This is a genomic window from Bacteroides luti, assembly GCF_900128905.1.
Classification (GTDB): domain Bacteria; phylum Bacteroidota; class Bacteroidia; order Bacteroidales; family Bacteroidaceae; genus Bacteroides; species Bacteroides luti.
Genome location: NZ_FQTV01000002.1, coordinates 275,335 through 288,976, shown reverse-complemented (window position 1 = coordinate 288,976; position 13,642 = coordinate 275,335). Strand labels below are relative to the sequence as shown.

General features: G+C 37.6%; 14 protein-coding genes and 2 tRNA genes. 8 read left to right on the top strand and 8 right to left on the bottom strand.

Translation table 11 applies throughout. From position 1 onward, the window contains the following. The first annotated feature begins 37 nt into the window (after positions 1-37). Positions 38-1,495, top strand: coding sequence for a tetratricopeptide repeat protein (locus BUC21_RS02975; protein WP_073399032.1), 1,458 nt, complete (start codon positions 38-40; stop codon positions 1,493-1,495). A 220-nt stretch (positions 1,496-1,715) separates the two neighbouring features. On the opposite strand, the gene tpx is transcribed toward BUC21_RS02975, so the two are convergent. From tpx to BUC21_RS02960, 3 genes are all read right to left on the bottom strand, one after another. Continuing rightward, positions 1,716-2,216 carry a thiol peroxidase gene (gene tpx / locus BUC21_RS02970; protein WP_073399031.1) on the bottom strand — a complete coding sequence of 167 codons (501 nt, stop codon included), beginning with the start codon at positions 2,214-2,216 and terminating at the stop codon, positions 1,716-1,718. A 273-nt stretch (positions 2,217-2,489) separates the two neighbouring features. After that, positions 2,490-2,562, bottom strand: a tRNA-Thr gene (locus tag BUC21_RS02965). A gap of 78 nt (positions 2,563-2,640) precedes the next feature. Beyond that, positions 2,641-3,924 (bottom strand): nucleotide sugar dehydrogenase, encoded by a 1,284-nt coding sequence (locus tag BUC21_RS02960; RefSeq protein WP_073399030.1) that lies wholly within the window; start codon positions 3,922-3,924, stop codon positions 2,641-2,643. A gap of 101 nt (positions 3,925-4,025) precedes the next feature. On the opposite strand from BUC21_RS02960, the gene BUC21_RS02955 reads away from it, so the two are divergent. The 6 genes from BUC21_RS02955 (at position 4,026) to xpt (ending at position 10,316) form a co-directional block, all read left to right on the top strand. Beyond that, entirely contained in the window at positions 4,026-4,892 is an 867-nt protein-coding gene (locus tag BUC21_RS02955; protein ID WP_073399029.1) for a DNA/RNA non-specific endonuclease, read from the top strand. Positions 4,893-5,094: 202 nt separating this feature from the next. Then, complete coding sequence (mltG, locus tag BUC21_RS02950) at positions 5,095-6,129, top strand: endolytic transglycosylase MltG (RefSeq protein ID WP_073399028.1); 1,035 nt, start codon at positions 5,095-5,097, stop codon at positions 6,127-6,129. Positions 6,130-6,215: 86 nt separating this feature from the next. Beyond that, positions 6,216-7,814, top strand: coding sequence for a thiamine pyrophosphate-dependent enzyme (locus tag BUC21_RS02945; RefSeq protein ID WP_073399027.1), 1,599 nt, complete (start codon positions 6,216-6,218; stop codon positions 7,812-7,814). Continuing rightward, the gene (locus BUC21_RS02940; protein ID WP_073399026.1) at positions 7,811-8,392 is read left to right on the top strand and encodes an indolepyruvate oxidoreductase subunit beta; all 582 of its coding nucleotides are present in this window, start codon (positions 7,811-7,813) and stop codon (positions 8,390-8,392) included. Before BUC21_RS02945 ends, BUC21_RS02940 begins: the two co-directional genes overlap by 4 nt. A 41-nt stretch (positions 8,393-8,433) precedes the next feature. Continuing rightward, positions 8,434-9,735 carry a phenylacetate--CoA ligase family protein gene (locus BUC21_RS02935; protein ID WP_073399025.1) on the top strand — a complete coding sequence of 434 codons (1,302 nt, stop codon included), beginning with the start codon at positions 8,434-8,436 and terminating at the stop codon, positions 9,733-9,735. Positions 9,736-9,746: 11 nt separating this feature from the next. Further along, complete coding sequence (gene xpt / locus BUC21_RS02930) at positions 9,747-10,316, top strand: xanthine phosphoribosyltransferase (protein ID WP_073399024.1); 570 nt, start codon at positions 9,747-9,749, stop codon at positions 10,314-10,316. A gap of 48 nt (positions 10,317-10,364) precedes the next feature. Here xpt and BUC21_RS16370 read toward each other — a convergent pair whose 3' ends face one another. Together BUC21_RS16370 and BUC21_RS16690 are read right to left on the bottom strand one after the other, a co-directional pair. Further along, positions 10,365-10,538: a hypothetical protein gene (locus tag BUC21_RS16370; RefSeq protein WP_175550463.1), complete on the bottom strand. Its 174-nt coding sequence runs from the start codon at positions 10,536-10,538 to the stop codon at positions 10,365-10,367. Positions 10,539-10,726: 188 nt separating this feature from the next. Further along, positions 10,727-10,858 carry a hypothetical protein gene (locus BUC21_RS16690; RefSeq protein ID WP_262483225.1) on the bottom strand — a complete coding sequence of 44 codons (132 nt, stop codon included), beginning with the start codon at positions 10,856-10,858 and terminating at the stop codon, positions 10,727-10,729. A 231-nt stretch (positions 10,859-11,089) separates the two neighbouring features. Between BUC21_RS16690 and BUC21_RS16280 the strand changes: the two genes are divergently transcribed. Further along, positions 11,090-11,359, top strand: coding sequence for a transposase (locus tag BUC21_RS16280; RefSeq protein WP_073399023.1), 270 nt, complete (start codon positions 11,090-11,092; stop codon positions 11,357-11,359). Between the two features lie 115 nt (positions 11,360-11,474). Here the strand turns inward: BUC21_RS16280 and BUC21_RS02920 are convergent. The 3 genes from BUC21_RS02920 to folD form a co-directional block, all read right to left on the bottom strand. Then, positions 11,475-11,551 (bottom strand) — tRNA-His (locus BUC21_RS02920). A 76-nt stretch (positions 11,552-11,627) separates the two neighbouring features. Beyond that, a complete protein-coding gene (locus tag BUC21_RS02915; RefSeq protein WP_073399022.1) occupies positions 11,628-12,740 on the bottom strand; it encodes a CapA family protein in 1,113 nt (370 codons plus the stop codon). A 10-nt stretch (positions 12,741-12,750) separates the two neighbouring features. Next, a complete protein-coding gene (gene folD / locus BUC21_RS02910) occupies positions 12,751-13,632 on the bottom strand; it encodes a bifunctional methylenetetrahydrofolate dehydrogenase/methenyltetrahydrofolate cyclohydrolase FolD (RefSeq protein ID WP_073399021.1) in 882 nt (293 codons plus the stop codon). Positions 13,633-13,642: the final 10 nt, after the last annotated feature.

Here is a 13,642-nt window from a genome sequence, read left to right as displayed (position 1 = left end):
ATGGGACTTACTATTTTTACCCCAGCACATATAAATTATGAGGACCTTTTTCCCCAATTTTGACGAAAACGACGAGTTTAGGCAAACAATTGACCGATATAAAGAAATGAGAGCAGGTAATAAGACCTACTATTTTGATGCAGACCAATTAGCCGATATTGCCGAATACTTTGCAACAGTAGCGAACTATGACATCGCCTTTGAAGCTATTGACTATGCTCTTTCCATTCATCCTGCAAACACAGAAGTACTTGTTATCAAAGCACATGTCCTTATCGAGCTTGAAAGACTAGAAGAAGCTAAAGAAATAGCATATTCCATACCCGAAAATTATGACCGCGATGTAAAAATACTTAAGGCAAAACTTTTTATACTGGAAGAAAATATAGATGAGGCCAATATCCTTATACAGGAAGTGGTTAGTCAAGAAGAAAATAATGACTTAGATAATTGGCTCGACATAGCATATATGTATACCGATTCTGATTATGATGAAGAGGCACTGCCCTGGTATGAGAAAATACACAATTCAGAGCCGGAAAACTTTAGTTTCATATTCACCTTAGCCGAGTGTTATGCTAAATGCGACCAAGTAGAAAAAGGAGCAGCTTTATATAATCAGTTGATCGATAAAGATCCCTACTCAATTTTGAACTGGTTTGAGTTGGGTAGATTCTACTATTCTATTGAAGAATATAACAAATCACTGGAAGCTTACGAGTTTGCTCTTGCTATTGACACAAATCATCCAGGCTCGATATTAATGACAGCTCATGGTTATTATCAATTGAAGAACTACGAAAAATCACGTGAGTATTATGAAAAATACGATCAAATAGAACCTTCAATGGGAATGACCATCTTTTTCATAGGCCTATGTAACTATAACCTAAAGGAATATGAAAAAGCTATTATTAATTTTAATAGCGTACTAGATATAGAGAATGGATTTACACCACCTAAATCAGATATATACTCTCATATTTCACTGTGCTATAATGGACTTAAGCAACTTGATAAAGCTATCGAATATTCAGATTTAGCAATACAAAATGACCCATCATGCTTTGATCCATACCTAACTAAAGGACGCATTTATTTAATTAATAAAGAAAACGACAAAGCTCAGGAATGTTTTGATGAAGCAATCAAGCTTGATCCTCATGATCCCACAACTTTTTCAGAAATAGGACTTGTCTACCTTGAGAATAAGATATTTGATTTAGCTTTGAAATACTTCCACAAAGTTGAGCTCTTCTCTCCGGAATACGAAAACAACTATTTAAATTTGGCTTATGCTTATGGGGGATTGTGCAACATTGAGAATTTCAATAAATATTTCACAAAAGCAGTAGAACAAGATCCGAATTGTGTTCTTGCTAAGCTTCCAAGCGAATTGGCTGAAGATAACCCGGGATTGAAACAATTAATAGCTGATGTTAAAAAGGTAATTGAAGGAGATCAGCCGAATATCTCTAATTCAGATTTTAATTAAAGAAAAGTTATTTGCATAAAAAGAGTTTATTATCGAAATAGAAATTCAAAATTGAAAATCTCATCAATTGAAACTTCTTTATAAAGAATTCCCCTTATATTAGTTTTGTTCATTAATAGAATAAGCTAATACAAGGGGAATTTTTATAGTTGAAACTTGAATTACAGTGAGACTTTCTTATTTTCTATTTTAAAGCAGACAATTTTCTTCTAGAGTAAGTCTATTTTAGCAATTCAATTACAGCATTATAATTAGGTTCTGTTGTTATTTCAGTTACTATTTCTGTGTAAATAACCTTACCATCGGGATTGATAACAACAACAGCTCTTGCCAACAGTCCTCTTAACGGACCATCTTCAATTAGCAAACCATATTCTGTAGCAAATTCAGGCGAACGAAAATCTGATAATGCAATTACATTATCAATTCCTTCCGTTGTACAAAAGCGTCCCTGAGCAAACGGCAAATCTTTAGAGATGGCTAACACAACTGTATTTGGTAATTGAGCAGCAATCTTATTAAAGTGTCTTACCGATGTAGCACAAACGCTTGTATCCAGACTAGGAAATATATTTAAAACAACATTTTTCCCTTTTGCGTAATCAAGATAATAATCACTTAAATCATTTCTTACCAAGTGAAAATTAGGAGCATAATCATTAATCTGAATTAACTCCCCAAACAATCTGATAGGTTGCCCTTTAAATGTTACATTTGCCATATTTACATCTCCTTTTTTATATCATAATAAAACAAACCAAATAGAAATGAGTTCAATATTAATCAAAATAAATTTATTTCAATCAAAAAAAGAGTAGAATTATTTATCGAGAAAGAAATTATCTAAACCACTGATACATTTTCATTAAAATAATATCTAAAGACTAAAACCGGATGTATACATTTGGAAAAGCAAAAATGAAGTGTATAAACAAAAGAAGCTTCACTGAATAAGCAAAGCTTCTTATATAATTAAACCATTTATTTAAAAATGAGCCGCAACCCGGACTTGAACCGAGGACCTTTTCATTACGAGTGAAACGCTCTACCAACTGAGCTATGGCGGCATTTTTCGGCTTATGACGTGCAAACTTACACCATTATTCCAATATAAAAAAGAGTTTTTTAGTATTTTTTTCTAAAAATCAAAGTCGGGCATCAACATATTCCAAGGGATAAATTCCCTTTACATCGTATATCACGCCGTTTGTTTTAACTAACGATCGAATATTCAGGGAGATAAATTCTTTATGAGCCACAGCAGCTATAACGGCATCATATTTTTCTGAGGGAAGAGCCGACTTTATATCTATTCCATATTCACTTTTTACATCAACAGGAGAAGCTATAGGATCATAAACTGATACGTTTATATCATAATTCTGAAGTTCATGAATTACATCTATAACTTTTGTATTGCGCACATCGGGGCAGTTTTCTTTAAAGGTAATTCCTAGAATCAGCACACGGCTGTTTTTAATGAGTATTTCATTCTTTATCATGCAACGAACTACTTCCTGAGCAACATACTCTCCCATCCCGTCATTCATTCGTCTTCCCGAAAGAATTATTTCCGGACGAAAGCCATATTCTTTTGCCCGTTGTGCCAGATAATAGGGATCAACACCAATACAGTGTCCGCCCACCAATCCCGGATAAAACGGAAGGAAATTCCATTTCGTGGCAGCCGCCTGAAGTACACTGCGGGTATCTATCCCCATCCTGTTAAATATCTTTGCCAGCTCGTTAATGAAGGCAATATTAATATCGCGTTGGGTATTTTCTATAACCTTTGCGGCTTCGGCTACCCTGATTGATGGAGCCAGATAAGTTCCGGCGGTAATTACTGAGCGATAAAGCTCATCAACTCGCTGGGCTGCCTCGGGAGTTGAGCCGGATGTGATCTTCAATATGGTTTCCACCGTGTGTAGTTTGTCACCCGGATTGATTCGTTCGGGAGAATAGCCGGCAAAGAAATCTTTGTTTAAGGTAAGCCCCGAAAACTTTTCTACAATGGGGATGCAAACATCTTCGGTAATTCCCGGCGATACAGTAGACTCGTAGATTACAATGTCGTTTTTTGATATAAACTTACCCACTGTTTGGCTTGCAGAAAGCAACGGATCGAGATTTGGACGATTGGTTTTATCAACCGGCGTAGGAACAGTTACTATATAATAGGTACAATCGGCAAGAAATTCGGCATCGGCAGTACAAAACAATCCGGCTTCAGAGAGAGGATTACTTTTTAAAACCGATTGCAAGAGCCCATCTGTTACTTCGAGCGTAGAGTCTTTTCCATTATTAAGTTCTTTAATGCGATCGGCATTTATATCGAATCCGATAACCGGATATTTTGTTGCAAAAAGACGGGCCAGTGGCAAGCCAACATACCCAAGTCCGATAACTGCTATTCGTGCTTTTTCCATATAACAAATGTATGTATTTAAAATGATAAAAACATTGAATAGATAACGCAAAAGAAAAAAACTTAGTATGTTTGCAGTCGCTAAAAGAATAAAAAAAGAACATGGCAAAAAGAAAGAAAAAGAACAGACAAAACAACAGACTGAGATTTATATTTTTAGCAATTGCTATATCTTTAGTCTCTATATTTGTTTACGAACACTTCCGTAGTCCGATATTACATGCCGCAAATAATGTAAAATATGAGACGGAAGAAATTATGCTGCCCGAGAAAGAAGAAACTTTCGGTGACCTTGAAATTCCGGAATCAACAACTAAGCGACCCGAACAAATCATCACTCACGCAGGATATACCGTGTCATACAATCCGGAGTGGCGCATTCCCAACTGGGTTTCTTATGAATTAACCCGCGATGAAACAGAAGGAAAGCTGGATCGTTCGGATAAATTCGTAATTGACCCTAAAGTTAAAGGAGTTTGTCCGTCGAACGAAGATTATAAACGTTCGGGATATGATCGCGGGCACATGGCTCCGGCGGCAGATATGAAGTGGAACTCAACTGCAATGAAGGAATGTTTTTATTATAGCAACATGTGTCCGCAAAAACATTCTCTGAATGCCGGACGCTGGAAAACGCTGGAAGAAAAAGTGCGCGACTGGGCACAGCAAGACAGTGCCATTGTAATTGTTTGCGGACCTATTGTAGACAAGGGATACAACACAATTGGCAATGCACGAGTTGCCGTTCCACAAAGATTCTTCAAAGTTATTCTGGCTCCTTTTCTCAAGAAACCGAGAGCTATTGGCTTTATTATGAAGAATGAAAAGGAAGAATTACCGCTTAGCAGTTATGCGGTTTCTGTTGACAGGGTGGAAAAAATCACTGGTCTGGATTTCTTTTCTGCATTGCCCGATGATGTTGAGAATAGTATAGAGAGTTCTAACTCAACATACGGCTGGAACTTATAAATTTATTCAAGTAACATTTTCTAAAAGGTCTACACTTTAGTTATTTATAGTGTAGACTTTCTTCTTAATAGGTGTACACCTTTCTAATAAAAAGCTTACTGCTATACATAAACTAAAATAATTAGATATGCTTAGGTATAACGTAAAAGATTAATAACTATCTTTGCGGCGAAATTAAACAATTAAGCATTCACACCCCACTATGGACTTTAAAAAACAGAATAAATGGGTCATCGCTGCAATCAGCATTGGCGCCATCGCTTTAATTGCTGCAATATTTGTTTACTTTACTTTTTTTGCGGCAGAATTCCAAACAGATAAAAAAGCATACGTGTATATTGACCGTGACGACACCGCCGATTCAATCATGGTTAAAGTAGAGCAGGCTGGTATGCCCCGCGGTATGAAAACATTCCGATGGTTGATGAATAACCTAGATGATGCCAAAAGTATTCATACCGGACGATATGCAATAAAACCGGGAGACGGTAATTATCCGGTATTTCGCCGTTTAACCAGAGGTCAGCAAGCTCCTTTGGAGTTCTCAATCAACGATGTTCGCACAAGCGGACAGTTGGCAAAAAAAATTGGAAACCAACTGATGATAGACTCTGCAGAAGTAGCTACCCGATTGAACGACTCTACTTTTTGTTCTAAATTAGGCTTCAAGAAGGAAAATATTGTTAGTATTTTCATTCCAAATACTTACGAGCTTTACTGGAACATTTCTACTGCCGATCTTTTCAAAAGAATGAAGAAAGAGTATAACCTATTCTGGACAAGCGACCGCCTTGCTAAAGCTAAATCAATTGGTTATACTCCGGCCGAAGTTACTACCATTGCTTCTATCGTAGAAGAAGAAACTAACAATAATGAAGAAAAACCAATGGTTGCCGGTCTTTACATCAACCGCCTTCATAAAGGGATGAAACTTCAGGCAGATCCAACGGTTAAGTTTGCCGTGCAGGATTTTACCATTAAAAGAGTCACAGGTACGCACCTTCGCTCAACTTCTCCATACAATACTTATAAGTTCGAAGGACTACCTCCGGGCCCTATACGTATTCCTTCTATTAAAGGGATTGATGCGGTACTAAATTATACAAAACATAACTTTGTATATATGTGCGCAAAGGAAGATTTTTCGGGTACTCACAACTTTGCAGCAACCTGGGAAGAGCATCAGGCTAATGCCAGAAAATATCAGGAAGAGCTAAATAAACGGAAGATTTTCTAAATATTTACTATTAATTTAGCGCTTTATTGCCTATCTTTGTTTTTAGTTATTAACTAACGCTAAAAACACATTTAAGATACAAAGATATGAGCAAACAACTCTTATTGGGCGATGAAGCCATTGCGCAAGCAGCTATTGACGCCGGACTTTCCGGCGTTTATGCCTATCCGGGCACACCTTCTACTGAAATAACAGAATACATTCAGCAATCGCCGCTGGCGAAAGAAAGAAATATCCATAGCCGTTGGAGTACAAACGAAAAAACGGCTATGGAAACCGCTTTGGGAATGTCCTTTTCCGGCAAACGTGCTTTGGTATGCATGAAGCACGTTGGTATGAACGTAGCAGCAGATTGCTTTATCAATTCTGCCATGACGGGAGTTAACGGAGGACTACTGGTTGTTGCTGCCGACGATCCCAGCATGCACTCTTCACAAAATGAACAAGACAGCCGTTTCTATGGCGACTTTTCATTAATCCCTATGCTAGAGCCTTCCAATCAGCAGGAAACTTATGACATGGTTTACAGCGGATTCGAGTTCTCTGAACAAATAGGCGAACCAATTCTTCTGAGAATGGTTACCCGATTGGCTCACTCTCGTTCGGGCGTTGAAACTAAAGCTTTAAAACAACAAAATGAAATGTCTTTCAGTGATGATCCGAAACAATTCATTCTCCTTCCGGGAAACGCTCGCCGCCGCTACAAAGGATTAATTGCCAAACAAGAAGACTTTGTTAAAGCATCAGAAGAATCTCCTTATAATAAGTATATTGACGGTCCTAACAAAAAGTTAGGTATCGTGGCGTGCGGTATCGGATTCAATTACCTAATGGAAAACTATCCTGATGGATGCGAATATCCGGTATTGAAAATTGGTCAATACCCACTTCCTAAAAAGCAATTAACCCAACTGATTTCTGAATGCGATGAAATTCTGGTATTGGAAGACGGACAGCCATTTGTTGAAAGACTCATCGGCGGTTACCTTGGAAATGCAGTTAAAGTTAAAGGACGCTTAGACGGAACTCTTTCACGCGATGGAGAATTAAATCCTGATAGCGTAGCCAAAGCTGTAGGCAAAGAAAACAAATCTACATTCGTTACTCCAAACGTAGTTGAAATGCGTCCGCCAGCTCTTTGCGAAGGTTGCGGCCACCGCGATATGTATACTATTTTAACAGCAGTATTAAAAGCAGATTACCCTGCACATAAAGTATTCAGTGATATTGGTTGCTATACTTTAGGCGCCGGTGCACCATTCAACGCTATTCACTCTTGCGTGGATATGGGAGCTTCCATCACCATGGCTAAAGGTGCTGCAGATGCAGGCTTATTCCCTTCGGTAGCTGTTATTGGTGATTCTACATTTACTCACTCAGGAATGACAGGTTTACTTGATTGCATAAACGAAAATGCCAGTGTAACCATCATAATCTCCGATAATGAAACAACAGCCATGACTGGTGGACAAGATTCGGCCGGTACCGGAAAGATTGAAGCTATCTGTCTCGGACTTGGAGTTGATCCTGCACATCTTCGTGTAGTTGTTCCTTTAAAGAAGAATTATGAGGAAATGGAACAAATTATCCGCGAAGAGATTGAATATCGTGGTGTATCGGTTATTATTCCTCGCAGAGAGTGTGTACAAACATTAGCAAGAAAGAAAAGAAGTAGCAAAAAATGAAAAAAGATATAATTTTATCAGGTGTAGGCGGTCAGGGAATTCTTTCCATCGCTACCGTAATTGGTGAGGCAGCCTTAAAAGAAGGACTTTACATGAAGCAGGCAGAAGTTCACGGAATGAGCCAAAGAGGAGGCGATGTGCAATCTAATCTTCGTATAAGCGATAAGCCAATTGCTTCAGATTTAATACCAACAGGCAAGTGCGACTTGATTATCTCACTCGAGCCAATGGAAAGCTTGCGCTACCTCCCCTACCTTAGTAATGATGGCTGGTTGGTAACTAATGAAGTTCCGTTTATCAATATCCCAAATTATCCGGCAGAAGCTGATATAATGAATGAGATTAATAAACTACCTCACAAGATAATTCTGGATGTAGATAAGGTTGCAAAAGAGTTAGGCTCTCCCCGTGTATCAAACATAGTATTACTTGGCGCTACAATTCCTTTCCTGGGAATTGAATATAGTAAGATTCAAGAAAGTATCCGCGATATCTTCGAAAGAAAAGGAGAAGCTATCGTAGAAATGAATCTTAAAGCTTTAGCTGCCGGAAAAGAGATTGCTGAAAAAATGATGTAAAACCACAAAAAGACAGAACGCCTTACTAATTTATTCAAACCATGAATCAATATTGGGAAGAAGATATAGAAACGATGAGTAGAGAGAAGTTGAACGAACTTCAGCTTCAAAGACTAAGAAAAACAATAAATATCGCTTCTAACGCACCTTACTATAAAAACGTTTTCACTCAACACGGCATAAACGCAGATTCTATACAGTCATTGGAAGATATCAAAAAGATTCCTTTCACCACAAAAGCAGATATGCGCAAAAACTATCCTTTCGGGTTAGTAGCAGGAGATATGAGCAATGCAGTAAGAGTCCATTCTTCCAGCGGTACAACCGGTAATCCTACCGTAATTGTACACTCACAACACGATCTTGATTCATGGGCAAACCTGGTTGCTCGCTGTTTATACATGGTTGGACTGAGAAAGACTGATGTTTTTCAGAATAGTTCTGGCTATGGAATGTTTACAGGAGGACTAGGTTTTCAGTATGGCGCAGAAAAACTTGGTGCGCTTACTGTTCCTGCAGCAGCGGGAAACAGTAAGCGACAAATCAAATTTATAAAAGATTTTGGAACAACAGCCCTTCATGCTATTCCAAGTTATGCCATCCGTCTGGCTGAAGTATTCCAGGAAGAAGGTATTGATCCCAAAAGCACAAAACTTAAAACGCTGGTAATTGGCGCCGAACCGCATACAAACGAGCAGCGAAGAAAGATAGAAAAACTTCTGGGCGTTAAAGCATACAACTGTTTTGGCATGACAGAGATGAATGGCCCCGGTGTGGCTTTCGAATGCAAGGAACAAAACGGAATGCACTTCTGGGAAGATTGTTATTTAGTTGAAATAATAGATCCGGAAACTGGTGAGCATGTTCCGGAGGGTGAAATAGGCGAACTTGTTCTTACTACTCTTGATCGTGAGCAAATGCCTCTTATCCGCTACCGCACTCGCGACTTAACACGTATATTACCGGGTAAATGTCCATGCGGTCGCACTCATATCCGAATTGACAGAATAAAAGGCAGAAGCGATGATATGTTCATTATTAAAGGAGTGAATATATTCCCAATGCAGATTGAAAAAATTCTGGTTCAGTTCCCTCAGTTAGGCAGTAATTATCTGATTACATTAGAAACTAAGAACAATCAGGACGAGATGATTGTTGAAGTAGAACTAGGCGATCTTTCAACCGACAACTATGTTGAGCTGCAAGGCCTGGCAAAGGAAATAACACGTCAATTAAAAGATGAAATATTGCTTACTCCAAAACTGAAATTAGTAAATAAAGGATCACTACCTCAAAGTGAAGGCAAAGCAGTACGGGTAAAAGATCTGAGGAATAACCGATAATTATCAAGGTCATGAAACTGTTAAAAGAAAAGATACTTCAAGATGGAAAATGCTTCGAAGGCGGAATCTTGAAAGTTGATAGTTTTATTAATCACCAAATGGACCCAACGCTAATGAAAGCTATTGGGATTGAATTTGTACGTCGCTTTGCCAATACTAAGGTAAATAAGATTATAACTATCGAGGCCAGCGGTATTGCTCCAGCTATTATGACAGGGTTCCTTATGGACTTGCCGGTTATATTTGCCAAGAAAAAACGGCCAAATACAATGAAGAACTATTTATCTACAACAGTACATTCTTTCACAAAAGATCGCGACTACGAAATAGTTATAAGTACTGAATTTATAGGTCCGGACGACAATATACTCTTCATTGACGACTTTTTAGCTTATGGAAATGCAGCATCCGGCATTCTTGATTTAGTAGAACAGGCAGGAGCAAATATGGTTGGTATGGGGTTTATCATCGAAAAAGAATTTCAAAATGGACGTTTATTGCTCGAATCAAAAGGAATAAAAGTAGAATCACTCGCCATTATTGAAAGCTTATCAAATAGAAACATCAAAATTAAAGAATAGCTGAACTGAGTTTATCATTCACTATATAGATTCCTTCAGGAATGGAAATTAATCAGACTTTTTATACCAATCTTTCCATTCCTGCAACCAATCAGGCACAGGATTCCAATATTCTTCGTGAGATAGTTCTGAAGTAATCAATTCTAGCTCATCTTGATTTTTTTCCCAATTATTTAAATCTTTGTGCCAATCATTCCATTCTTCTATTTCATAATCATCCATCTTTTTCTTTTTAAAACTAAATCATAACCAACAATTTTAAGAATAAAGCTACAAATATTTCTGCTGAGTCTTTAAATGTTAAAGTTAAAGCTATTTATTCACAGTTTAGAGTAGTTTGAGATACATCATCTTTATTTATAGGCTAGAAATGATATTTGCATAAAATAAGTCCTAATTGGATTTTAAAATTAATCTACAATTTGTTTCTTCGCATTTAAATAACTATCAATTTGATCTATGCTATCATTTATTTTTATTGCATAAACGTAATCAAATAGCCAACTCGGTAAAAAAGCATTGAGAATATCTATTGTTTCCATACAATTTATCTAAAAAACAAAGATAGACTTTTTATCAACTTATTTCTTTTATTATTCAGATAATGCTCTAAAATGTATCGGAAAAGTGAGGGTAGGCACTTTTTGTGAGGGTAAAGTGAGGGTTCTAAATACTACCCTTACCTAATAAGTAACTGATTTATTGTGTATTGAACAGACTTTGTGAGGGAGCGAGGGAGTGTGCCGTGAAAATATGATTCTTCGTCACTTTAGGTGCAAGATATTATATTAAGCCTTTTATTTCTGGTGTTTTGCAAACTTTTTATCAGATTCTATAAAATTTATGGACTGATCCCTAACTTCTCAGAAATAATATTTATGTTTGAGAATCACTCGGAAAGAATATTAAACTATTTTGAGAATCGAAGTGCTAACGCTGCAGCAGAATCTTTTAATGCAAAACTAAAGGCTTTTAGAGCATCTTTTAGAGGAGTGAGTGATATGAAATTCTTTCTTTATAGAGTGACTAAAATTTATGCATAAATGGAGGAAACTTTTAACATTCCCACAAAATTATGGACTGATCCCCAGTTGGCCCTCCTAATAACTTAAGAATAAAAAAAGGTCTTGAATTTTCATTCAAGACCTTTTTGCATTTTGGGGTGGAAGATGGGGTTCGAACCCACGACCTTCGGAACCACAATCCGACGCTCTAACCAGCTGAGCTACGTCCACCATGTTGTTTATTTCCTAATGCGTTGCAAAGGTACGCTTTTTATTTAAATCTGCAAGCGTTTGCAGGAAAAAATTATCAAAAAAAGTATTCTTTAATTTCTTTATTGTGCGTGGTAAAAAGGTTTCTAGAGTCTTTTACAAAGATATTCAGACGGTTAGCTACATTTACAGGTAACTTATCGCGTGGGCTTGCAGCCGGAATTATTTTATAATTTTTTTCGCCGCTAAACTTAGGACGATAGGTCCACACTAAACTATAACCACAATTTTCTACTTTAACCGTATCTTTTTTACTCAATTCCATTTTAAACATTACTCCCCCATCGGTTTTTAATGCCGACATATCCGAAATATAATTTCCTAATGAATAAACCAGAATATGCTGTTGCTTCTTAACAGGATCATAACGTATCTCCATTGGTTGCACCACGTGAGGATGAGAACCAATCACATGATCTACTCCGTGAGCAAAGAGCCAGTCGGCCAATTCTATCTGGTTCTTATCTGGAGTGGACTGGTATTCCGTTCCCCAATGCATACAAGCTATGATAACATCGGGATTCTTTGCACGTGCTTTTACAATATCACGTAACATAAGGTTCTTACCTATATAATTAACCACATTAGGCTTTTTAGTCTTCAGACCATTAGTAGCATAAGTGTAGTTTAATAAGGCAATAGAGAAGCCGTTCTTTTCAATAAATAAGGGATATCTATTTTCCCGATCGTCTATATCGAGATATGTTCCAAGATGAGGAACTTTAAGTGAATCGAGTATATGGATAGTTCGTTCGAGCCCTTTTCGGCCTTTGTCGTGGCAGTGATTATTTGCAGTAGTCATCACATCGAAACCAGCATTCTGAATGGCATACATATATTCATCGGGAGCACTGAATCCGGGATATCCACCATAAGGTTCTCCGCCCAGCGTTACTTCCAGATTACCAATAGCAACATCAGCCTTACTTACTTCCTCTTTTATCTGACTAAAGCAATCGTCGTAATTGTACCCATTATCAGTTACTGCTGCATCTATCTGTCGCTGATGCTGCATAAAATCACCTGCAAATAAAAGAGTGATCCTTTTAGTGGCAGCCATCTCATCCCTATCATGAGCCTCCTTCTTCTGAGAATGGGAAGTACATGAGAAAGATAAAACAGCAGTCACCAAAAGGATCAGATGTTTCATTACAGAAAGTTTACTTATATATTTCTTTCTTTCCTGCCAAAAGAGTATTTTTCATCAGCGAAACAATAGTCATTGGTCCTACTCCACCCGGAACAGGAGTTATGAATGAGCATTTAGGAGCCACTTCTTCAAAAAGAACATCTCCTGTAAGCTTGAATCCCGATTTTGTTTTATCAGAAGGAACACGAGTAGTACCTACGTCGATAACTACCGCACCATCTTTTACCATTGAACCTTTTAGGAAGTTTGGCTGACCAAGTGCTGCGATAATAATATCTGCTTCCTGACATTCCTTAACCAAGTCTTTAGAACGGCTGTGGCAAACAGTTACTGTAGCATCGCCCGGATAAGCTTTCTGCATCATCAAAGAAGCCATTGGTTTACCTACAATATTACTACGTCCCAATACTACACATTTCTTTCCGCTAGTCTCGATATTATAACGTTTTAACAACTCAAGAATTCCGTTAGGAGTAGCCGATACATAGCAAGGCAAACCGATAGACATACGCCCTACGTTAATTGGATGGAATCCATCCACATCCTTGCGGTAATCAATAGTTTCAATAACTTTTTGTTCAGAGATGTGTTTAGGCAAAGGTAGCTGAACAATAAATCCGTCTACATCAACATCTTCATTAAGCTCTTTTACCTTGTTCAATAAATCTTCTTCTGTAACATCAGATTCGAAACGAATCAAAGAAGACTTAAAACCACAAACTTCACAAGCTTTTACTTTTGCAGCAACATAAGTTTCACTTCCTCCATCGTGTCCTACAAGGATAGCTGCCAGATGAGGTCTTTTACCACCTTTTGCAACTAGTTCGGCAACTTCAGCAGCAATCTCTTGCTTTACTTGTTCCGATATTGCTTTTCCATCAATTAATTGCATAGTACTGTAT